Below are 22244 nucleotides of genomic sequence, written 5' to 3'. Positions count from 1 at the left end.
TATATTTATTCTTTAAAAGACTTTAAATTTTGAATTAATATTACTTTTTATATAATTTTTGATGTAATTAGTAATATGTTTGGAGGAAAAATGAAAGCTATATTTTTTGATTTGGATGGAACTTTGCTTCCTTTAGATGAGAAATTATTTGTTGATATTTATTTTGCGGAATTGTCAAAAGTTTTTTCAGAGTATAATATTGATAGTAAGAAGCTTGTTGAAACTATTTGGACTGCAACTCATGAAATAATTAAAAATGATGGAAAGAGAACTAATGAAGAGGCCTTTTGGGATAAGTTTAATAGTAATATAAATATTGATTTATCTAATGTTAAAGAAGTATTGAAAAAGTTTTATGCAAATGAGTTTTTTACTAAGTTAAAAAAGTGTTCAACTGAAAATAGTTTGGCGAAAGTTGCCGTTGAACTTGCAAAGAAGAATGGAAGAAAAGTTGTTCTTGCTACTAATCCAGTTTTTCCTATAGATGCATTAGTTAGATTGAAATGGACAGGACTAGATATTGATGACTTCGATTATGTTACTCATTATAGTAATAGTTCTTTTTCAAAGCCAAATCCAAAGTATTATTTAGATTTATGTGAAAAATTGGATGTTGAACCGAAAGACTGTTTGATGATTGGAAATGATGAAAGACAAGATATATTTGCTGCGAGTAGTGCAGGGATGAATTGTTATTTAGTAACGGATTATCTTTATACTTATCCTGAATGTAAAGTAAATTGTGAAAAAGGAAGTTTTGAAGATTTAATTGAAAAGTTAAAAACTTTATAATTTGAATGTTTATAAATTAAAAAGACAACAATTGTATGAATTGCTGTCTTTTTGTTTGTTTTTATAATTATTTCTTCTTGGCTATTAAGAATTTTATTTTTATTCCTAATGATTTGAATTTATTTTCGTATTCTGTTTCTATGTTTTGTGGATAGTCAAAGTTTGCTAAGTCATATGTAATTAGTATTACTTCAAAACCATTTTCGTTAAAGTATTCTAAACTTGCTTCGAAGAGATTGTCATCATCTGTTTTGAAATGTATTTCTCCTTCTTCTACAAGTAATTTATTGTATTTTGCTAAAAAGTTGGGATGAGTTAGCCTTCTTTTATGATGTCTTTTCTTTGGCCAAGGGTTACAGAAATTTATGTAAATTCTGGATATAGAATTTTCGTTAAAAAATTCATCAATTTTTTCAATATTTGTGGGAATTGCACGAACATTTGATAATTCCAAATCTCTGATTTTTCTGGTTGCATATACTATTGCATTTGTGTCTAAATCTAATATACAGTAATTAATATCTTTATTTACATCGGCAATTTCACTTATAAATTTTCCTTTTCCACAACCGAGTTCAAGATTTATTGGATTATATTTTAAATTCTTCGTTCCATTTCCTTTTAAGTTTCTGCATTAAATATTACTTGAGCATTTTCTTTCATTTCCGGAACTGCCCACCATTTTTTTCTAAGTCTCATGAATTTTCCTTTCATAAAAAATTTTTATTATCACGAATATTATATCATATTTTTTATTATATTCTTAGTTTAAGAAAAATTTAAAAAAATTTTTTACTACTTGTAGTGATATTTTTATTTCCACCAAAAAATTTTTGAAAATACTATAAAACATACTATATATAGTTAAAAATAAAATTTGATTTCTATATATATTTTGTTTTATAATGGGTATAAATTTGCGGAGGTGATTTTGTTGAGGATTATAAAGAGAGATTTATCAGAAGTATCATTTGATATTTCTAAAATAGAAAATGCAATTTATAAAGCATTTATTAGTGTTGGTGATGAAGATAAAAAGGTACTTTCAAAACAATTGGCAGAAGAGGTATTTGAAAGTATTTTACAAGATAAGGATGAAAATTCAAGTATAAGTGTTGAAGAAGTTCAAGATTATGTTGAAAAGACTTTAACTAAGAATAATCATTATGAAACTTTAAAAAGTTATATCTTATATAGAGAAAAGAGAAATTCACTAAGAAAAGAATTAAATTCTTTTAGAGAATATATTGAAGATGAAAGTTTGATTGAAGTGCTTGCAAAAATTCAAAAAGATTTTTCAACAGAGGGTTATGAGCTTGACAGATTATGTAGAAAGTTCTTATCCTTTGTTAAACCGAGTTCAACTTTGAACGAAAAAGTTGAGCTTTTGATAAAGGCATCTTCTGAATTGACTTCAAAGGAAAATCCAAATTGGGAATATATTTCTGCTAGAATTTATGCTTATAAAATTCATAAAGAAATTTCAAATTATGAAAAAGAATGGCATATTGTTGATTTTAAATCAAAGATACAAGTTTTAACAAAAGCTAATTTATATGGAGAATATATTTTAGAAAATTATTCAAATGATGATATTGATGAGCTTGAAAAGTATATAGATAACAGTAGAGATGAGTTATTTACTTATTCATCTTTAGATTTAGTATACAAGAGATATTTAATTTGTGATTCACATAAAAAAGTAATTGAAACAATGCAAGAAATGTTTATGGGTATTGCGATGCATCTTGCAATTCCTGAAAAAGATAGAGTTTCTTTTGCAAAAAAAGTTTATGATGTGCTTAGTAATTTAAAGGCAACTGTAGCAACTCCTACAATGTCAAATGCAAGAAAGCCGTTCCATCAACTTTCTTCCTGTTTTATAGATACAGTTCCTGATACATTAAAGGGAATTTACAGAAGTATAGATAATTTTGCTCAAGTTTCTAAACATGGTGGCGGAATGGGATTATATTTCGGGAAAGTTCGTGCCAATGGTTCAGATATTCGTGGATTTAAAGGGGTTGCAGGTGGTGTTATCAGATGGATAAAACTTGCTAATGACACAGCAGTTGCTGTTGATCAACTAGGAGTTAGACAAGGTTCTTGTGCTGTATATTTAGATGTATGGCATAGAGATATTCCGGAGTTCTTAAATCTTAGAACAAATAATGGAGATGACAGAATGAAAGCTCATGATGTTTTCCCTGCTATTTGTTTCCCTAATTTATTCTGGCGTTTAGCAAAGGAAAATATCAATTCTAATTGGTATTTATTCTGTCCGCATGAAGTAAAAGAAGTAATGGGCTTTTGTTTGGAAGATTTTTACGGAGAAGAGTGGGAAGAAAAATACAGACTTTGTATTAAAGAGCCAAGACTTGATAAAAGAATTTTAACTGTAAAAGATTTAGTTAAATTAATTCTAAAGAGTCAAGTTGAAACAGGAACTCCATTTATTTTTAATAGAGATAATGCAAATAATGCAAATCCAAATTCACATAAGGGAATGATTTACTCTTCAAATCTTTGTACTGAAATAATGCAAAATATGAAAGAAATTTTAGATGTTGAAGATAAAATTTTACAAATAGATGGAGAAGATCATGTTGTAACTGATGTTAAAGCCGGAGATTTTGTAGTTTGTAATCTTGCAAGTTTAGTTCTAGGAAATATTGACCTAAAAAATGATGAAGAAATGGAATTTGTAGTTTCTACAATGATAAGAGCATTGGACAATGTAATTGACTTAAACTACTATCCAACGCCTTTTGCTAAAATAACTAATGCAAAATACAGAGCAATTGGACTTGGAACAAGTGGTTATCATCATGCTCTTGTAAAAAATAAAATTATGTGGCAAACAGAAGAACATTTAGAATTTATGGATAAAGTTTATGAAAAAATAAATTATTTTGCTATTAAGGAAAGTTCAAAGATTGCTGAAGAAAAAGGAAGTTATAAATATTTTGAAGGTTCAGAATGGCAAAATGGAAAATATTTTGAAAAAAGAGAATACAATTCTGAAGAATGGATTGAACTTAAAGAAAAAGTTGCTAAAAACGGACTTAGAAATGCTTATCTTTTAGCTGTTGCTCCTACAGGTTCAACTTCTATTATCGCAGGAACTACAGCAGGTGTAGATCCTGTTATGATGAGATATTTCCTTGAAGAGAAAAAAGGTTCAATTATTCCGAGAGTTGCTCCTGATTTAACTCCTGAAACATTTTGGCTTTATGAAAATGCTCACGAAGTAGATCAAACTTGGTCTATAAAAGCCGGTGGAGTTAGACAGAGACATATTGATCAAGGACAAAGTTTAAATCTTTATATTACAACAGACTATAAGATGAGTCAAATTTTAAATCTTTTGATTTTATCTTGTGAAGTTGGTTTAAAGAGTATTTATTATATTAGAAGTAAGAGTTTAGATATTGAAGAATGCGATAGCTGTTCAGCATAGGAAGGAGATATTATGGAATTAAATAAAAAAGCTCTATTTAATGAAAATGGAGATATTGAATTATCAAAAAGAAAAATGATAAATGGAAATACAACAAATCTAAATGATTTTAACAATGTAAAATATACTTGGACTACTGAATGGTACCGTAATGCCATGAATAATTTCTGGATTCCGGAAGAAATAAATTTATTCCAAGATTTAAAAGATTATAAAATATTAGATGAATATGAAAAAACTGCTTTTGATAAAGTTTTAAGTTTTCTTATATTTTTAGACAGTATTCAAACTGCTAATCTTCCATATATTGGAGAATATATTACAGCAAATGAAATTAATCTTTGTCTTACTATTCAAGCTTATCAAGAAGCTATCCATTCACAAAGTTATGGATATATGTTAGATAGTATATGTTCTCCTGAAGAAAGAACAAATATTTTATATCAATGGAGAGATGATGAACATCTTCTTGCAAGAAATAAATTCATTGGAGACTTATATAATGAGTTTCAAGAAAATAAAGATCCATATAGTTTAGTAAAGACAATGGTTGCAAATTATATTCTTGAAGGGGTTTACTTCTATTCAGGATTTATGTTTTTCTATAATTTAGGAAGAAATGGGAAAATGCCTGGCTCAGTACAAGAAATCAGATATATAAATAGAGATGAAAATACGCATCTTTGGTTATTCAAAAAAATGATTTTAGAATTACAAAATGAAGAACCGGAATTATTTACAGAAGAAAAAGTTGCTGTATATAAAGATATGATTAAAACAGGTGTAGAACAAGAAATAGCTTGGGGAAAATACGTGTTGGGGGAAAATATTCCAGGTCTTACAATGCAAATGGTTGAAGATTATATAAAATATCTTGGAAACTTAAGAAGCACTGCTTTAAACTTTGGTAAACTTTATGATGGTTATGATGAAGAACCAGAAAGCATGAAGTGGGTTAGTGAGTATTCAGACCCAAATGCAATAAAGACAGATTTCTTTGAAGCAAAACCATCAGCTTATTCAAAAGCAAGTGTAATAGATGATGATTTAGACGATTTATAAAATTTAAAAACTACTTAATTGATTTTTCAATTAAGTAGTATTTTTTTGTAAAAATTTTGATTTTAACTATTGAAAAATAAAAAATAAGTAGTATAATATTAACACAAATAAGAATTATTTGCATTAAAAATAAAGGGGATTTTTATGAATACAAAATTTAAAAAATTATTTCAATTATTATGATTAGTTGTATGTTTTTAGTTGCTTGTTCATCAAATAAAAATGAACAAACTAAAGAACAAAAAACCACTGAACAAAAAGGAAACAAAAAAGTTATTTATACTACTTTTTTCCCTGTAACTGATCTTACAAAGAGAATTGTCGGGGATAAAATGGAAGTTAAAACGATAATAAAAGGAAATCAAGAACCACATTCCTTCGAACTTAAAGCAGGAGATATGCAGGAAATTATAAAAGCAGATTTGATTATATATAATGGTGCGAATATGGAATCCTTTATTTCTGCGATTGAAGATACGGTTAAGGATAAAAATAAGTTTTTAAATCTATCACAAGGTTTAACTTTGTTAGAAAGTGGAGATGGATTGGAAGAAGAACATAATCACGGAGATGAAAAAGAAGATAGCCATGGACATGATAAAATAAATCCACATACTTGGCTTAGTGTAAAAAATGCAATTATTCAACTTGATACTATTTATAAAAAAATTTCTTCAATAGATCCTGAAAATGAAGCATATTATAAAGAAAATCTAAAAAAAGCACAAGATGAATTTAGAGCTTTAGACAAAAAATTTGAAACAGAGCTTTCAAAAGTTACGAGTAAACAAAAATATTTTGTTGTAAGTCACGCCGCTTTCAACTATTTAGCAAATGATTATGGATTAAAGCAAGTTGCAGTAACAGGTATATCACCGGAAGATGAACCATCAGCAAAGCAACTTCAAAAAATTGCAGATTTTGTTAAGAAATATAAAATAAATACAATTTTCTTTGAAGGAAAAGCAACTCCAAAAGTAGCAGAAACACTTGCTAAAAATACTAACACAAAAACAGATACTTTATATACAATGGAAAATTTGACAGATGAAGAAATTGAAATGGGATATTTAAAGTTAATGGAATTAAATTTAAATGCTTTAGTTAAATCTTTTAGTGAATAGGGAGATATTATGAGTAAAAATTTAAAGAATAAAATTTATAAAATGAATTTGATTTTAGTTTGTAGTGCAATTTTACTTACAAGCTGTTCAAAAAAACAGGAAGAAAAGGAAAAATCTTCTACTAAAAAATTTGAATTTGTAGAAAAAGAAACGAATTATAAAAAAGATGAAACTACAGAAGTTTTAATTGATGCGGAAATAAAAAAAGATGATATAGTCAGGTCATATAAGCACGGAGACCATTGGCATGTTTTTACGAAAGACGGTAAAGAACATATTACTTATACAGATCCTTCAAAATTAGGCGATGGAAATTCACTTTCTCTTGTTAGTGTTGTTTCAAAGAGTAAGTTAAGAGGATTAAATGTAACATCAATTTTAAAACACGGGGACCATTGGCATGTTTATACAGCAGATGGAAAAGAATATTTAACTTATGAAAATCCATCTAGTATGTTTCCTAATATTACTGTTGGAACTTATGTAGGCTCACATAGTTCTAATAGGAATAGAGGAAATTCAAATAACTATTCACATACAAATATTATTGAAGAGAAAAAAGATAAAGTTGTAAAGATTTTAAGACATGGAGATCATTGGCATATATATACTGAAAGTGGTAAAGAGTATATTAGTTATACTGATCCTACTTCAAAATATCCAAATGCAGAAGTTGGAGAATATAAAGGAAATCATGGAGATTCACAAGATAATACAGAAAATGAAAAACCAAATGTTCCAAGTGCTAGTGAAAAATTATTTGAAGCTAGAAAGAATCTAAATATAGTAAATGTTTTGGGAAAAAATCCTGTTGACAGATATGATATAGTAAAGATTTTAAAACACGGAGACCATTATCATATTTATGATTCAAAGGGGAATGAAGGAATCACATATACTAATCCAAAATCACTTTATCCTGAAGCTGAATTTGGAGAATATCAAGGTAATCACGGAGATGAAAATAAAAACCATTTGAATGGCCGAAAGGTGTAACAAAAATTGTAGATCATGGAGATCATTGGCATTTATATATTGGAGATAAGGAAGTTGGAGTTGTTCACGAAAACCCAAAAAGTCATTATCCTGATGCAGAATATATCAAAGAAGGAAGTGACCATTCTGATATTGGTGTAGATGAAAATGAATTATTTACTTATGAAAGTGTAAAAGCGGAAATAAAAGATAAAGTAATTCCATATCTTGACAGTAATCTTAGAGCAATGAGACATTATGGAGATTTAAATACAACATTAGCTGTTTACGGCTCAAACGGGGAAACTAAAGGAATTTTTTATTGGTTACATGGGAATCACTATCATGCAATAACTATAAAGCAAATTATTCAAAATGCTAAAGCAGGTCAATATGGAGATTGTACTGCAAAAGAAATAGTATCTGCTCTAAAATATATAATTGAAAATCCAAATGCAGAAATTGAGTCTAAAATAACTGTTGATAGACAAGAAGTAGTGAAATATCTTATGAAAGTTTATAATCTTGAAGATGAAACAGATGTAAATATTATTGGAGATATTGCTTATGTTTATATAAATGATGAGACATTAACATTCAGTTTAGCTGATTTTGAAAAAGTAAATGGAGAGATTAGATATAAAAAGAAATTACCTGAAGCGCCAAAAAAAGCTGTTTCAGATGATGAAGATTATGAAGATGAAGAAGATAATAATTACATTCCTAATTTTGAGGATAAAAAAGCTGATGAAAATAAAGATGATAAAAACTCAAATAAGGATAAATCTCTAAAATCAGAAGAAAAAAATAATATAAAGGAAGATTCAAATAAAGATATTGTAGAAAATAAAGAGCTTAATAATTTAGATAAAAAAGTTGAAGAAAAGAAAGTAGAAGAAAAATCAAAAACTGAAAATCAAAAAAATCAGAAGAAAAGGAAAATGAGAAGAAATAATATTACAATTTAATTAATCTTCTAAATTTAAAATCACTCAAATAGAGTAAAATCTAATTGAGTGATTTTTTGATACTAAAAGTTACTTATAGTTTACAAGTTAGAATGTAAAAAATATTTCACGTCACTTTTCTTTGAAATGAAAATCCAACAATACGTCATCTCGACCGAAGCGGAGAGATCTCACACTAATTGGGTTAAGATTTCTGTTATATTAAATATTATATGTGAATAAATTGATGATATTTCTTTAGATGTTGTTATCAAAATTATCATAGATTGCGAGGAAAATTATTGAGTTAGTTATTAAAGAAAAAATAAAATCAGATAATAAAATATTTTAAATAAAATTTTTTATAAAAATGTTTATAAATTATGTTTTATGTGGTATAATATATTTGTAATTAATTAGCACTCAAGTTAATAGACTGCTAATAACTTTAATAGGAGGTATGTTATGAAATTAAAACCAATAGGAGATAAATTAGTTATAGAAATGGTTGAGGTAGAAGAAAAGACAAGTTCAGGTATAGTTCTTCCTACTTCTGCAAAAGAAGCACCTAGTGTTGCTAAAGTTTTAGCAATTGGTGATGAAATTTTAAAGGATGAAGATAAAAAAGATTTAATTAAAGTTGGAGATAAAATAATATTCTCAAAATATGCAGGAACTGAAGTTAAACTTGATAAAAAAGAATATATTGTTGTAAAAATTGCTGATGTTTTAGCAGTAGTTGAAGATTAGGAGGTTTTTAAATGGCTAAAGAAATTAAATTTAATGAAGAAGCAAGAAAAGGAATGGAAGTTGGTATTAATAAACTTTCAAATACAGTTAAAGTTACTCTTGGACCAAAGGGAAGAAATGTAGTTTTAGATAAAAAATTCGGTTCACCACTTATTACAAATGACGGTGTTACTATTGCAAGAGAAATTGAATTGGAAGATCCTTATGAAAATATGGGAGCACAACTTGTTAAAGAAGTTGCAACTAAGACAAATGATGTTGCAGGTGATGGTACAACTACAGCAACACTTTTAGCACAAGCAATTATCAGAGAAGGTTTAAAGAATGTTGCAGCAGGAGCAAATCCAATGATTATTCAAAAGGGAATTAAAAAAGCAGTTGATAAGGCTGTTGAAGGAATTAAAGAATTCTCAAAACCTGTTGAAACAAAAGAAAGTATTGCTCAAGTAGCATCAATTTCTGCAGCCGATGAAGAAGTTGGAAAATTAATTTCTGATGCAATGGAAAAAGTTGGAAAAGACGGTGTTATCACTGTTGAAGAATCTAGAAGTATGGGAACAACTTTAGAAGTTGTTGAAGGTATGCAATTTGATAGAGGATATGTTTCTCCATATATGGTAACTAATACTGAAAAAATGGAAGCTGAACTTGAAGATCCATATATTTTAATTACTGATAAAAAGATTACTAATATTCAAGAAGTTTTACCTGTATTAGAACAAATTGTTCAACAAGGAAAACCACTTTTAATTATTGCTGACGATGTAGAAGGCGAAGCAATGGCAACTCTTGTTGTTAATAAATTAAGAGGAACATTTAACTGTGTAGCTGTAAAAGCACCTGCTTTTGGTGATAGAAGAAAAGATATGCTACAAGATATTGCAATTTTAACAGGTGGTACAGTTATTTCAGAAGATTTAGGATATGAATTAAAAGAAACTTCTATTGAAATGTTAGGTAAGGCAAGAAGAGTAACTGTTGGAAAAGAACTTACTGTTATCGTTAATGGAGCAGGAGAACAATCAGCTATTGAAGAAAGAGTTGCTTTAATTAGAAATCAAATAGAAATAAGCGATTCTGAATATGATAGAGATAAATTACAAGAAAGACTTGCTAAACTTGCTGGAGGAGTTGCAGTAATTCAAGTTGGTGCAGCTACTGAAACAGAACTTAAAGAAAGAAAGTTAAGAATAGAAGATGCACTTGCAGCTACAAGAGCAGCGGTAGAAGAAGGTATTGTTCCTGGCGGTGGAACTGTATTGTTAAATGTAATTCCAAAAGTTAAAGCACTTCTTGAAAAAACTAATGGAGACGAAAGAACAGGTGTTAATATAATTGTTAAAGCACTTGAAGAACCGGTCAGACAAATTGCAATCAATGCAGGTTTAGAAGGTTCAGTTATCGTTGAAAATGTTAAGAATGCTGAAGTTGGAATTGGTTTTGATGCTTTAAGTGAAAAATATGTAAATATGCTTGAAAATGGAATTGTTGATCCTACAAAAGTTACTAGATCAGCACTTCAAAATGCATCAAGTGTGGCATCTATGGTTTTAACAACAGAAGCTGCTGTTGCTGATGTAACTAAAGATGAACCAATGGGACAAATGCCTGGCGGAATGAATCCTGGAATGGGATATATGTAGAAAGTAGTTAACTTATAGATAAATTTATGGTAAAATAGAACTTGGATTAACCAAGTTCTTTTTTTATGGAGTTTTTATGATTAAATTATTTTTTAATATTATGTTTTTAGTTAGTATTGCTATTTTAGTGATACATCAAAGTTTTTATTATTATCAATTTAATAAGATTTTTAAAAAATTGAAAAATTTAAGTGAAGAGAGAAATATTAGAGAAGATAGAAATTTAATTTTAGAGTATAATTATAATCTTGCACAGCTTAATTATATTTTTTGTGTATATTTTTGTGGGTTGTTGAAAAAATTTTTATATAAAAAGAATAATTTTGAATATGTTGAATAGGAGAAAGTTTTGAAAGATTATTTATTTATATACAAAAATGAAGAAAAAATTGAATATGGAAAAGTTATAAATTCAAAGTTAAACTCCTATTTTGTAAAAGTATTTAGTGATTTTGAAATTGGAGATATATATAGAGTAAGGGTTGTAAAAAAAGTTGATTCATTACAATGTTTTTTTGTAGAACTTAAAAATGGAAAAAATGGATTTTTAGACTTTAAAGATACTATTGGAGAAGTAAAAGTTGGAGATGTTATTTTTGTTGAGATTTACAAAATAAATGCAGGAGAAAAAGCACCAAATGTTTCAATGAATTTTTCTGTTTCTTCAATGTTTTCAGTTATATCTTACAAAAATAGAGAAGATATTTTGATTTCAAAAAATTAAAAGAACATAACTTTGATTTAGTAAAATAAAAAATATAAAATCAAATTTTTCAGTAAAATTGAGAACAAAAAGTGTCGATTGTGATGAAGACACTTTATTGAATGATATAAGAAAAAATGTAAAAAAAATGCAAGAAATAGTAGATAGTTTACATAATTTACCGGTTCCGAAATTAATCTACAAAAAGGAGAATTTTTTAGAGGACTTTCTATTTGATAATGAAAAATATTGCTGTATATTAAATGATAAAGAGATATATAAGAGTTTTAAAGATAATAAATTTTTGAAAAGTGAATTAAAATACGATGAGGAATACTCTCCAAGATATGACTACAATATCGGAGTATATCTAGAGGGATTAAATAAAAAGATAGTTGAAGTTGAAGATATAAATATAGTTATAGAAGAAACAGAAGCTCTTACGGTAATAGATGTAAATTCAAAGAAAAAACAAATGAAACAAATAAAAGTAAAAATGCATTATCTGTAAATTTAATTGCAATTGAGGAAATTATTAGACAGATTTCTTTTAGAGATATTTCGGGAATAATAATTGTAGATTTTATAAATATGAAAACAAAAGAAAAAGAAATTTTGGAAGAAAAAATTAAGGAAATACAAATTTTTGATAATAAGATTTGGAATTTTCATGGATTTACAAAACTTGGATTATATGAAATTACAAGACAAAGAGGAAAATAATGGAATTAAGAAATTTAGAAATAATTGACAATACTAATGAGGGACTTGGAGTTGCAAAAAGTGAAGAGGGAATAGTTTTTGTAAAAGGTGGACTTGTTGGAGATATTGTAGATGTTGAAATTACTCAAAAAAAGAAAAAATTTTCTAACGGATTTGTTAAAAAATATTTGAAATATAGTGAATACAGAGAAAATCTATACGATGAAAAACTAACAGATATCTATCATTTTATAAATTTAAAATATGAAAAAGAACTTGAATTAAAGAAAAAGATGTTTTTAGACAGCCTTAGAAAAAATATAGGCATAGAATTAGAAAATGTTGAAATTTTAGAAAATAAAAACAACTTAAATTATAGAAATAAAATTGAATTAAAGACAAATGAAAATTTTGAACTTTGTTACTGTGTGGATAATGGGGAAAGCAAAATAAAACTTGAAAATTGTCCATTAAGTGATGAGAGTATAAATGAATTTTTACCATTTTTACAAGAAAATTAAAAGAATTTAAAATTAAGTCCTATGATGTAAATACTGATGATGGAATTTTAAAAAATATCAGCATAAGGTCAAATTACAAGTCTGAGATTATGATTACAGTTGTTGTAAAAGAAAATATAGTAGAAGCTCAAAATTTTGTAAAAAGTTTAAATGAATATGAAAAATTAGTAAGTGGATATATAAATATAAACCCTAAAAAAGCAAGTATAATTATGGGACAAGAAAGTAAATTAATATTTTCAAAGAAGAATTTTACTGATAAAATCGGAAAATATGAATTTAATATTTCTCCAAAGAGCTTTTTTCAAGTAAATAGATTTCAAACTGAAAATTTATACAAAATAGCTAAAGATTTTTTAGGAGAAAACAAAGATAAAAATTTATTGGATTTATATTCTGGAATAGGAACAACAAGTATATATTTTTCAGAAAATTTTAAAAAGGTAATCGGTGTAGAAGTTGTAAAAGATGCAGTAAAAGACGCTAAAGAAAATTTAAAACTAAATGATGTGAAAAATGTTGAGTTTTTATATGGTAAAAGTGAAGAAAAAATTGAAGAAATATTAAAAAACAATAATATAGATATAATTTCCGTAGATCCTCCACGAAAAGGACTTGATAAAAAGGTTGTAGATACTATTATCAAAAATGATATCAAAAAAGTTGTATATGTAAGTTGTAATAGAGCGACACTTACAAGAGATTTAAAATATTTTATCGACAGTGGATTTGAATTAAAGAAAGTAAAACTATGTGATATGTTTAGTAAAACAGTGCATTGTGAAGTGGTAGTTGAGATTCAGAAAGGAGATGTATAAATTGAAAAACATTATAAATGAATATCCTTATTTAAAAGAAATTAAATCTGAGAAATGTGAACATACCGAGGTATCAGAAGAAATTGTAAATATTTATAAAACAAAGTACGATTTTCTAGAAAAATATAAGTTTAATAAATATAATAAGAAAAGGAATCAAATGACAACATCTGGAGCATGGCTTTCTAAAAATAATGAAGATGAAAAATACTCTATTGATATCGTTGGAGATGTATTAACAACAGTATCTGTATTTAAATTTATAGATGAAAATTCTGATTTAGAGTCAATTCGTTTATTTAAAATTTTTAAAGACATTTATCATACAGTTGGAAATTACTTGCCAATAGGTGAAGGAGGAAATTTGGGAGGAAAGGTTGGAACAGATAATTTTTCTCGAAAATTATATCTTATAAAACAGATATTTAATAATGAGAAGAAAGATGGAGATAGTTTAAAAGATGATAAAATTAGGGAAAAAATAGAACATGGGAAATCTCTCAGGTCATCGAAAAGTAATTTACATTATTGGATAAAGACAGAATGGATTGATAAAAATAAAAATTGGGATGATTTTATAGTCGAAAATTATTTGAATGAAATGGTTGATGAAAATAAGAGACCTATTTACTGGGGAAAAAATGAATTTAATTGGGATTTGAAAAATTTAAAGCCAAACGAATTAAATATAATTATAGCTTATTGTATTAGAATGATTATTTATAGAGGGTACAGAGTTTGCTATAAGTGTAAATCAAAAAAATAGATAACGTAGAAGAATTGAAGAATATAATGTATTATTTAAATCTTAATAATTATTTTTGTAATTAAATATCTTACATTTTATATGTAATATGAGCAGTATTATTAGAAAATTTTATAAATATTATTAATAAAATAATATTTATAAAATCTATTAAATATTTAATTTTTTCATAGTTGACAGTTAAAAATTCAAAAATTTAGATGATATGAATTTTTTTATAAAATCTATTTTTAAAAATAATTGTTAAAATATTTTTATGGAGTAATTATGGATAAATTAGGTCTTTATCAATTTATAAATAATTGGAAAGATTATATTACTAATGTAAATGAATATGAATTTAAGAAAATTTTAATAAGATGTTTAATGAATATTGTAAATTAGATATTTTTGAAAGTTCAGGCTTGCGTTTTTCAAAGAATTTCTTTAGAAAAATTAAATCTCATATTAAATTAAAATATGTTATAGAGCATTATTTAGATTTAGCTGCTCTTACATCAATTTTACTAATTAAATTTAAAGGTTTTAAATATTGTAGAGATATAAAAGAATATCGCTTATGTATTGATTGTATTTTTACTCATATTCTTAATGTTTTAAGGATGAATCCTTTTTCAATTGGAAAGAAAATAAATGAGATAAAAATAACTTCAAATAATGTTGGTTATAGATTTCCTAATGAAGAACTTAAGGAGATTGAACAGAATATTTTTATAAATATTAATGGAGAGGTCTGTGTTTCAAATTATTATTATTGGAAAAAGCAAAAGGAAAGTACAAGTATAAAGAATTTTAAAATTGATGATAAAGAAGTAAAGAAAATTTTTAAGCTGATTTCTAAATTTTTAGAGGATAATTATGTTTATTACAGTTTAGAACATTCAAAAGAAATTGGATATTGGCAAATGGAACTTACAGATTCAGATTATGAAAGTTATAGATATGAAGGTAATTTAAGATATAATATAAGAGTTGATGGAGAAAGTCTTTCCGAAAAAATTAGAGAAATATTGAATTATGATAATTTAATTTTATTTGATAATTATGAGTATGATAAAATTAATCGAATTCAGTTAGATTATAAGAATGTTAAAAATGTAGATAATAAGGATTTTGTATATACTGAAAAACTTATTTTAGATAGGGATAGCAATTCTATTGAACATACTCAGATAAGTGATGATGTAAATTATTATATGAAATTAAATGTAAATAAACATTTTAAAGATTTATTAGAGGCTTTATATGATCCAAATATGCTTGAGACTAGAGAAAAAAATGATAATTTTGTTGAAATTCCTAACGAAAAAAGAGATTATGAGATGATTGTAGATTTTAAAAAATCTCCTAGAAAAGTTCTTAAGGGTTCTTATGATAAAGAAGGACTTCCTTATGAATGGAAAGAAATAATTGAAGAAATTAAGAGTTTTATGATATATTTTTATAAAATTGAAGTTTTAAGTAAGGATTTTTATGATAAGCCAAGACGTGAGTATGGAGAATTTATTTATTGCAAAGTTGAATTTAGAAATTCATATAAATACTATTATTATATAACTACAGATGATTCCATCAGTGAGGGAGATTATGTTTTAGTTCCTGCAGGAGATAAAAACAAAGTGGAAATAGTGGAAGTTAAAAGTGTAGAATATTATAAGGAAAAATATGTTCCTTATCCACTTAATAAAGTAAAACATATTTTAAGAAAATGTACTGAGGATGAATTAGATGAAATAGATAATGAATATTAAATTTTAAGTTTTATAATTTTACGGTCAATTTGAAAGGAGATTTTAAAATGGATAGTAAATTTGAAAAGATAAAAGTTCTTGAAAGTTCAAATACAAAAAAGGAATTGGATATAAAATTATATGGAGAAGAACAGGCGAAGGCTGTATTGAAATTTCATAAGCAAATTGAGGAATACAAGAAAACTCCACTAATTTGTCTTACTAATTTAGCTTCAAAGTTGAATGTTGGTGCAATCTATGTAAAAGATGAATCAAAGCGTTTTTCACTAAATGCATTTAAAGGGCTTGGTGGAAGCTATGCGATGTTTAGAATTTTATGTGATGAATTAAATCTTAATCCGGATACTACAAGTTTAAATGATTTATTATCTGATAAGTATAGAAAAAGACTTGAGCAGATTGAATTTGTAACATGTACAGACGGAAATCATGGTAGAGGTGTGTCTTGGGCATCAGGATTATTTGGATGTAAAGCTCATGTATATATGCCTTATGGAACAGCGGAAGTTCGTGCAGAAGCAATTCGTAAAGTTGGACCTGCTGAAGTAGAGATTACAGATTTAAGTTATGATGATACAGTAAAATATGCTTTAGAAATGAGTAAAAAACATGGTTGGATATTAATTCAAGATACATCTTGGGATGGATATGAGAAAATTCCGACTTGGATTATTCAAGGGTATCTTACAATGGCTTATGAAATCACTGATGAGTTAGAAAAATTAAATGTAATTCCTACACATATTTTTTTACAGGCAGGAGTTGGTTCAATGGCTGGTGGAATGATTGCATATTTTGTAGAACATTATAAAAATAAAAACCTATATTTACTATTGTGGAGTCAAATGTTGCAGATTGTATTTATCGTTCTGCAGAGATAGGAGATGGTAAATCTTATTCTGTAGGTGGAGCTCCAACAACTATTATGGCAGGATTGAATTGCGGAACAACTTGTAGTCTTATTTGGCCAATTATATGGAATTATACTGATTTTTACATTTCCGGTTCTGATGAAATGGCAGTTGATGGAATGAGAGCCTACGCCTTTAATAAAGGAGAAGATTTAAAAATTATTTCTGGAGAATCAGGTGCTTCAACAATGGGTGCATTACTTGGAGTTTTGGCAGAACCTTCTATGGAAGAGATTAAGAAAAAATGAAAATAGATGAAAATTCTGTTATTCTTTTGATTAATACAGAAGGAGATACTGATCCGGAAAATTATAGAAAAATTATTAATGGAGATTGGAACAATTAAATTCTTAAAACAAAAGACCTGTGATTTTACAGGTCTTTTATAGTAGTTTAAATTTGTTTTTTCAAAGTCTATTATTCCTTCTTTTTTTAATTTTCCAAGCTCTCTTGAAAGATTACTCCTATCTAGTGCTAGGTAATCTGCCATTTCATTTCTATTTAGATTTATTTCAAAGTTACTATCTAATGATAGAAGCTTTTTTTGATTAGAAAGATATTCTAAAATTTTTTCTCTTGTAGTTCTCTTAGATAAAATGTGTAATTTTTTATTTAAAATTAAATTTTTCATAGAGATTATAATTAAAAATTATTTAGAATTTTTTGGTAATTTTGAGATTTACAAAGACTTTTATATTTAATCCAGATTACAGATGAATTTGTAAGAGAAATCACTTCATGAGGGATTTGCATTTCTAATGAAACTAAGGCTTCACCAAATGAATCTCCTTTTTCAAAAACATTAAGTATGTTTCTATTTCCAAAGTAGTCAAAATTTGACACAGCTATTTTTCCATTTGTAATTATTCCAAAATATTCTATTTTCGTATTTTCAGCTAGAATTATATCATTTTTTTGTATTGTTTTTCGTAAAAGGAAACTACTGAAAATATTTCCATTATTTCATCTATTGTAAAATTTTCAAAAATTGGACATTCTTTTATTATTTCAAAGTTATTCAAGTTTACCTCCTAAAATATATTAACTATATTTTAAAACTTTTATTTACATTTTTCAAGATATTTTGTTTAAAAAGTATTAAAAAATTTTTATTATAGTAGGAATAAACTGACAAAGATTAAAGAAATTAGTTATGTATTGTAAAAAACATTGTAAAAAATATTGCAATAAATTTGAATAGGTGTTATAATACTTAAAACGGGAGTACGTTTTTAAATTTACATATTAAAAAAATTAATTAAAAAAGAAAAAGATGGTAGGAGGCTATTATGTTAGATGAGAAAATTTCTGTTGCAGTTATAAAACGTTTACCTAAATATTATAGATACCTTGAACTTATTGGAGATAAGGGAATAATTAGAGTATCTTCCCAAGAATTAAGTAAAATTACAGGTTTGACTGCTTCACAAATTAGACAAGATTTGAATCATTTTGGAGCATTTGGACAACAAGGTTATGGATACAATGTTGAAGAGTTAAAAATTGAATTAGAAAAAATTATGGGTGTTGATAAACCTTATAATGTAGTTATTATTGGATTTGGAAATATCGGAAGTGCATTGTTAAATTATAGTGGATTTAGAAAAAAAGGCTTTAAGGTTGTAGGAATTTTTGATAATTCTCCAGAAATCATCGGAAGCAAACAAAATGACGTTGTTGTAAAAGATATTTCAGAGTTGGAAGAAGTTGTTACTAAAGAAAAAGTTGATATTGCTATTTTGGCAATTCCTGCTAGACCTGCACAAGAAATTACAGATAAATTAGTTGCTTGTGGTATAAAGGGAATTTGGAACTTTGCACCTATTGACTTAAAATTACCAAAAAATGTTGTTTTGGAAAATGTACATTTAGATGGAAGCCTATTGACTCTTACATATTATATGAATAGTCTAAAAGATTATCCTGGTGTAAGATAAGTTATGTTGAATATTTTTATTAAGTTATTTTTATAAAACTTGATGCTTTATAATTATAGGATAAAACTCTTTTTAAAGAGTTTTATTTTTTTGTTTTTATGCTATAATTGGAATAAGTTTTATTAAAAATTTTAGTGTTTTAAAGATTATCAATTTAGTGAAAAGTACAATAATTGTATTTGTTTTTTGAGAAAATTTATATATAAAACTTATATTAGATTAAAATTTTATTATTAATAAAAGTTGTTAATAATTACAACTTAAAAATATTGTTAGATAGCTTATGAGAGGCTTAAAATATATGAATTATGTTAATGGAATATTAGAAAAGTATGAGCTTAATGTAGATGAACTTTTAATTTTAATAGTTTCATTTACGGTATTTTTACCTTTTATTTTTAGTTTTTCGTTTAATGCTCTATTTTTCTATTTATTAGTAACCGGAAAAATTATTCCTGTATTAAAAGGAACTCCTTATGTTAAGAATATTTTAGCATTTACAGGTCTTATATTTATTGTATCTGTTTTAAAACAAAATTTATATGGTATAGGAGTTTCAATTATTATATTTGAATTCTCCATGTTTTTTATGTATTATAGAACAATTATAAATAGAAAATTATTTTCAAAAATTATAAATTTATATATGCTTGTTTCGATATTTTGTTTTATTTTAACTATTCTTTCAGTTTTGTATAAGAAATTAAGTATGAATTTAAAGATGTATGAATTTATAGAATATATGTCTTTGCATAGACCTATATCATCGTTTTTTAATACAAATTATTATGCGACAATATGTGAATTTATAATTATAATAGCGATGTATTACTTTTTATCTAATAAGGATAAAAATAATAGATTGTATTTTTTGTGTGTAAGTACACTTGCATTCATTGTTCTCTTTTTAACTGAAAACAGAACTGCTTTACCTACAATTTTAATTGCAACCTTAGTACTTTCTTTAACAAAAAATAATAAAAAAGTATTTGCATTTCTTGGAGTATTTACAGTAGTTATAGTTATCCTAATGATTTTTTCAAACAGGATTTTTCCTAGATATGAATTTATTGGTAATTCTTTAGGAACAAGAAAAGAGATTTGGGAAAATGCAATAAAATTATTTAAACAAACTTATTTGTTTGGAAGTGGTCCTATGGCATATCAAAATACAAGTTGGGTAACTCATCCTGCTAATCATGCTCATAATATTGTATTAGATATACTTATAAATTTCGGAATTGTCGGTATTTTAGTAATTGCTCCGCTTTTTATTGGAATATTTAAGTTAGTATATAGTATAAGAAAAAGAAATTTATTTAGACTTGTAATTGCTTTAACAGTTGTTGTTATTTTACATGGTATGTTGGATGTTACAATACTTTGGCATCAAACTGCATATATTTATTTTAGTGTTTTACTTGCGGTTGGAAAGGTTAGTTCTTTTGAATCCAAGTTTATTTTCCAAAAGGGTGCTTTATGATTATTTTAAGTGTTAATGACTTAACTAAGTCGTTTTTGAATGAGAATATATTAGAAGATTTGACATTTTCAATTTCTGATAGAGATAAGGTAGGAATTGTTGGAGATAACGGGAGTGGAAAAACTACTTTATTTAACATTCTGACTAAAGATTTATCTTTTGATAGTGGAGATATAAATTTTGCTAAAAATGTAAATTTATCTATCTTAAGGCAAAATATTTCATATACAAGCGATAAAACAGTTTATGAAGAGTGTTTGGAAGTTTTTGAAGATATAATTTTACTTGAAAAAGAAATTAGAGAATTAGAAATTGAAATGGGAAATAAAAATTTAAGTGAAGATGAAATTCATAAACTTTTTGATATTTATGAAAGTAAAAGACATTATTTTGAAGAGAATAGCGGTTATTCATATAACTCAAAGGTTAGAGGAGTTTTGTTCGGACTTGGCTTTTTAGAGTCGGATTTTTCCAAATCTGTAAATAATTTGAGTGGTGGACAAAAGAGTAGATTGCATCTAGCTAAAATTTTACTTAAACCGTCAAATATGATTTTACTCGATGAACCTACTAACCATTTAGATATAGAGTCAATTCAGTTTTTAGAATCTTATCTTAGAGATTACAAGGGAAGTTGTCTAATAATTTCACATGATAGATATTTTTTAAATTCTGTTTGTAATAGGATTTTTTCGATAGAAAATAAGAAATTGAAAAGTTTTAATTGTGGTTATGATGAATTTGTTTCAAGACGTGAAAAAGAGTTTGAAATAAATAGACATCTCTATGAAAAGCAGCAAAAAGAGATTTCAAGACAAAAAGAAATTATCCAAAGATTTGAAAATTATGGAAATAATCGATTTATAAAACAGGCAAGTTCAAGGCGTAAACTGCTTGAAAAAATTGATTTAGTTGAAAATCCTGAAATTTATAAAAATTCTATGAAATTAAAACTTGTTCCGGAAGTTGAATCTGGAAAAGATGTTTTGACAATTTCAGACTTATCAATGGGATTTGTTGATAAGAATTTATTTGATAATATAAACCTAAATATATACAAAGGAGATAAGATTGGTCTTGTTGGTAAAAATGGAGTTGGAAAGACAACTCTATTTAAAATTATTTGTAAAGATTTAAAGCCAATTAAAGGTAGTTGTGATTTAGGTGCCAGAGTTTCACTTGGATACTATGATCAGGAACAAAAAACTTTGAATAATCAAAATTCTGTTATGGAAGAATTTTGGGATGCTTATCCAAGAATGAATAATTTTGAAGTTAGAAGTCATCTTGCAAAATTTAACTTTTATGATGAGGATTTGTTTAAGTCAGTTGGAGAACTGAGTGGTGGAGAAAGAGCAAGACTTGAACTTTTGAAACTTATGTTATCCAAATCTAATTTTTTGCTTTTAGATGAACCTACAAACCATTTGGATATCGAAAGCAAAGAGATTTTAGAAAAAGCAATTGTTGATTATTCAGGAACTGTATTAACAATTTCACATGATAGATATTTTTTGAATAAGGTAGTCAATAAGATTTGGTATTTGGAAGACGAAAGAATAACTGAATTTTATGGAAATTATGACTATTTTTTAGAAAAGTTAAATGAAAAAAATGAAGTAGAAGAAAAAGTAATTTCAAAAACAGAAGTTGAAAAAGAGAAGAAGAAAAAAAGAGAAATAGAAATACAAGAAAGAGCTAAAAAACAAAAATTACAGGAAATTGAAAATAAAATTTTTGAAATTGAAGATAAAATTGAACTTTTAAACAAAGATATTCAAAATCCTGAAATTTTTAATAATAAAGATAAATTTTTAAAAATTAGCGAAGATTTATCTAAGTTGATAAAAGAAAAGGAAAATTTATATTTAGAATGGGAAAATTATTTATAGGAGAATT

General features: G+C 26.2%; 20 protein-coding genes and 2 pseudogenes. 20 read left to right on the top strand and 2 right to left on the bottom strand.

Going from position 1 to position 22244, the window contains the following annotated elements; all coding sequences use genetic code 11:
* Positions 1 to 90: 90 nt before the first annotated feature.
* Positions 91 to 792: an HAD family hydrolase gene (locus HMPREF9127_RS05430; protein ID WP_009448642.1), complete on the top strand. Its 702-nt coding sequence runs from the start codon at positions 91 to 93 to the stop codon at positions 790 to 792.
* A gap of 67 nt (positions 793 to 859) precedes the next feature.
* On the opposite strand, the gene trmB is transcribed toward HMPREF9127_RS05430, so the two are convergent.
* Positions 860 to 1378 (bottom strand): tRNA (guanosine(46)-N7)-methyltransferase TrmB, encoded by a 519-nt coding sequence (gene trmB, locus HMPREF9127_RS05425; RefSeq protein WP_255261756.1) that lies wholly within the window; start codon positions 1376 to 1378, stop codon positions 860 to 862.
* 348 nt (positions 1379 to 1726) lie between these two features.
* Between trmB and HMPREF9127_RS05420 the strand changes: the two genes are divergently transcribed.
* The 16 genes and pseudogenes from HMPREF9127_RS05420 to HMPREF9127_RS09315 all read left to right on the top strand — a co-directional run bounded on the left by HMPREF9127_RS05420 (position 1727) and on the right by HMPREF9127_RS09315 (position 17173).
* Positions 1727 to 4252 carry a ribonucleoside-diphosphate reductase subunit alpha gene (locus HMPREF9127_RS05420; protein WP_009448639.1) on the top strand — a complete coding sequence of 842 codons (2526 nt, stop codon included), beginning with the start codon at positions 1727 to 1729 and terminating at the stop codon, positions 4250 to 4252.
* Between the two features lie 12 nt (positions 4253 to 4264).
* Positions 4265 to 5314, top strand: a complete 1050-nt coding sequence (locus HMPREF9127_RS05415; protein WP_009449082.1) for a ribonucleotide-diphosphate reductase subunit beta — start codon at positions 4265 to 4267, stop codon at positions 5312 to 5314.
* Between the two features lie 179 nt (positions 5315 to 5493).
* Entirely contained in the window at positions 5494 to 6438 is a 945-nt protein-coding gene (locus tag HMPREF9127_RS05410; protein ID WP_009449033.1) for a metal ABC transporter solute-binding protein, Zn/Mn family, read from the top strand.
* A gap of 9 nt (positions 6439 to 6447) precedes the next feature.
* Positions 6448 to 7359, top strand: a pseudogene (locus HMPREF9127_RS09335) (hypothetical protein); the annotation flags it as partial.
* 302 nt (positions 7360 to 7661) lie between these two features.
* A complete protein-coding gene (locus HMPREF9127_RS09330) occupies positions 7662 to 8381 on the top strand; it encodes a hypothetical protein (protein ID WP_009448883.1) in 720 nt (239 codons plus the stop codon).
* Positions 8382 to 8825: 444 nt separating this feature from the next.
* Complete coding sequence (locus HMPREF9127_RS05400) at positions 8826 to 9110, top strand: co-chaperone GroES (protein WP_004833192.1); 285 nt, start codon at positions 8826 to 8828, stop codon at positions 9108 to 9110.
* 11 nt (positions 9111 to 9121) lie between these two features.
* On the top strand, positions 9122 to 10753 hold the full coding sequence (gene groL / locus HMPREF9127_RS05395) for a chaperonin GroEL (RefSeq protein WP_009449110.1): 1632 nt from the start codon (positions 9122 to 9124) through the stop codon (positions 10751 to 10753).
* Positions 10754 to 10829: 76 nt separating this feature from the next.
* A complete protein-coding gene (locus tag HMPREF9127_RS05390; protein ID WP_009448512.1) occupies positions 10830 to 11093 on the top strand; it encodes a hypothetical protein in 264 nt (87 codons plus the stop codon).
* Between the two features lie 9 nt (positions 11094 to 11102).
* Positions 11103 to 11477: a S1 domain-containing protein gene (locus tag HMPREF9127_RS05385; RefSeq protein ID WP_009448881.1), complete on the top strand. Its 375-nt coding sequence runs from the start codon at positions 11103 to 11105 to the stop codon at positions 11475 to 11477.
* Positions 11478 to 11535: 58 nt separating this feature from the next.
* Positions 11536 to 12179 (top strand): annotated as a pseudogene (locus tag HMPREF9127_RS05380) (ribonuclease E/G).
* Complete coding sequence (locus HMPREF9127_RS09325) at positions 12179 to 12679, top strand: TRAM domain-containing protein (protein WP_009449111.1); 501 nt, start codon at positions 12179 to 12181, stop codon at positions 12677 to 12679. The pseudogene HMPREF9127_RS05380 and the gene HMPREF9127_RS09325 overlap by 1 nt, the downstream one beginning before the upstream one ends.
* Positions 12652 to 13497, top strand: a complete 846-nt coding sequence (gene rlmD, locus HMPREF9127_RS09320) for a 23S rRNA (uracil(1939)-C(5))-methyltransferase RlmD (RefSeq protein ID WP_482198257.1) — start codon at positions 12652 to 12654, stop codon at positions 13495 to 13497. The genes HMPREF9127_RS09325 and rlmD overlap by 28 nt, the downstream gene beginning before the upstream one ends.
* Position 13498: 1 nt before the next feature.
* Positions 13499 to 14263, top strand: a complete 765-nt coding sequence (locus HMPREF9127_RS05365; RefSeq protein ID WP_009448683.1) for a hypothetical protein — start codon at positions 13499 to 13501, stop codon at positions 14261 to 14263.
* Between the two features lie 359 nt (positions 14264 to 14622).
* Positions 14623 to 16014 carry a hypothetical protein gene (locus HMPREF9127_RS05360; protein ID WP_009448754.1) on the top strand — a complete coding sequence of 464 codons (1392 nt, stop codon included), beginning with the start codon at positions 14623 to 14625 and terminating at the stop codon, positions 16012 to 16014.
* A 47-nt stretch (positions 16015 to 16061) separates the two neighbouring features.
* Positions 16062 to 16895, top strand: coding sequence for a diaminopropionate ammonia-lyase (locus tag HMPREF9127_RS05355; protein WP_009448968.1), 834 nt, complete (start codon positions 16062 to 16064; stop codon positions 16893 to 16895).
* Positions 16850 to 17173, top strand: coding sequence for a PALP domain-containing protein (locus tag HMPREF9127_RS09315; RefSeq protein WP_009448730.1), 324 nt, complete (start codon positions 16850 to 16852; stop codon positions 17171 to 17173). Before HMPREF9127_RS05355 ends, HMPREF9127_RS09315 begins: the two co-directional genes overlap by 46 nt.
* Before the next feature lie 394 nt (positions 17174 to 17567).
* On the opposite strand, the gene HMPREF9127_RS09310 is transcribed toward HMPREF9127_RS09315, so the two are convergent.
* Positions 17568 to 17792, bottom strand: coding sequence for a cyclic nucleotide-binding domain-containing protein (locus tag HMPREF9127_RS09310; RefSeq protein WP_255261753.1), 225 nt, complete (start codon positions 17790 to 17792; stop codon positions 17568 to 17570).
* A 422-nt stretch (positions 17793 to 18214) separates the two neighbouring features.
* On the opposite strand from HMPREF9127_RS09310, the gene HMPREF9127_RS05345 reads away from it, so the two are divergent.
* The 3 genes from HMPREF9127_RS05345 (at position 18215) to HMPREF9127_RS05335 (ending at position 22237) form a co-directional block, all read left to right on the top strand.
* Positions 18215 to 18862 (top strand): redox-sensing transcriptional repressor Rex, encoded by a 648-nt coding sequence (locus HMPREF9127_RS05345; protein ID WP_009448526.1) that lies wholly within the window; start codon positions 18215 to 18217, stop codon positions 18860 to 18862.
* Between the two features lie 283 nt (positions 18863 to 19145).
* Positions 19146 to 20345: an O-antigen ligase family protein gene (locus HMPREF9127_RS05340; RefSeq protein WP_009449114.1), complete on the top strand. Its 1200-nt coding sequence runs from the start codon at positions 19146 to 19148 to the stop codon at positions 20343 to 20345.
* Positions 20342 to 22237: an ABC-F family ATP-binding cassette domain-containing protein gene (locus HMPREF9127_RS05335; RefSeq protein WP_009448666.1), complete on the top strand. Its 1896-nt coding sequence runs from the start codon at positions 20342 to 20344 to the stop codon at positions 22235 to 22237. Before HMPREF9127_RS05340 ends, HMPREF9127_RS05335 begins: the two co-directional genes overlap by 4 nt.
* The last annotated feature ends 7 nt before the right edge of the window (positions 22238 to 22244 follow it).

The organism is Parvimonas sp. oral taxon 393 str. F0440, assembly GCA_000223315.2.
GTDB lineage: Bacteria > Bacillota > Clostridia > Tissierellales > Peptoniphilaceae > Parvimonas.
The sequence above is the reverse complement of the archived record's forward strand: the minus strand, read 5'-3'. Positions and strand labels throughout refer to the sequence as shown.

Excerpts from the sequence above, each read along its gene's own strand:
- HMPREF9127_RS09330 (WP_009448883.1), top strand. The coding sequence starts at position 7,662 with ATGAGACATTATGGAGATTTAAATACAACATTAGCTGTTTACGGCTCA.
- HMPREF9127_RS05415 (WP_009449082.1), top strand. The coding sequence starts at position 4,265 with ATGGAATTAAATAAAAAAGCTCTATTTAATGAAAATGGAGATATTGAA.
- HMPREF9127_RS05430 (WP_009448642.1), top strand. The coding sequence starts at position 91 with ATGAAAGCTATATTTTTTGATTTGGATGGAACTTTGCTTCCTTTAGAT.
- HMPREF9127_RS09325 (WP_009449111.1), top strand. The coding sequence starts at position 12,179 with ATGGAATTAAGAAATTTAGAAATAATTGACAATACTAATGAGGGACTT.
- HMPREF9127_RS05400 (WP_004833192.1), top strand. The coding sequence starts at position 8,826 with ATGAAATTAAAACCAATAGGAGATAAATTAGTTATAGAAATGGTTGAG.
- HMPREF9127_RS05410 (WP_009449033.1), top strand. The coding sequence starts at position 5,494 with ATGATTAGTTGTATGTTTTTAGTTGCTTGTTCATCAAATAAAAATGAA.
- HMPREF9127_RS05340 (WP_009449114.1), top strand. The coding sequence starts at position 19,146 with ATGAGAGGCTTAAAATATATGAATTATGTTAATGGAATATTAGAAAAG.
- HMPREF9127_RS05390 (WP_009448512.1), top strand. The coding sequence starts at position 10,830 with ATGATTAAATTATTTTTTAATATTATGTTTTTAGTTAGTATTGCTATT.
- groL (WP_009449110.1), top strand. The coding sequence starts at position 9,122 with ATGGCTAAAGAAATTAAATTTAATGAAGAAGCAAGAAAAGGAATGGAA.
- HMPREF9127_RS05345 (WP_009448526.1), top strand. The coding sequence starts at position 18,215 with ATGTTAGATGAGAAAATTTCTGTTGCAGTTATAAAACGTTTACCTAAA.
- HMPREF9127_RS05335 (WP_009448666.1), top strand. The coding sequence starts at position 20,342 with ATGATTATTTTAAGTGTTAATGACTTAACTAAGTCGTTTTTGAATGAG.
- HMPREF9127_RS05360 (WP_009448754.1), top strand. The coding sequence starts at position 14,623 with ATGTTTAATGAATATTGTAAATTAGATATTTTTGAAAGTTCAGGCTTG.
- HMPREF9127_RS05355 (WP_009448968.1), top strand. The coding sequence starts at position 16,062 with ATGGATAGTAAATTTGAAAAGATAAAAGTTCTTGAAAGTTCAAATACA.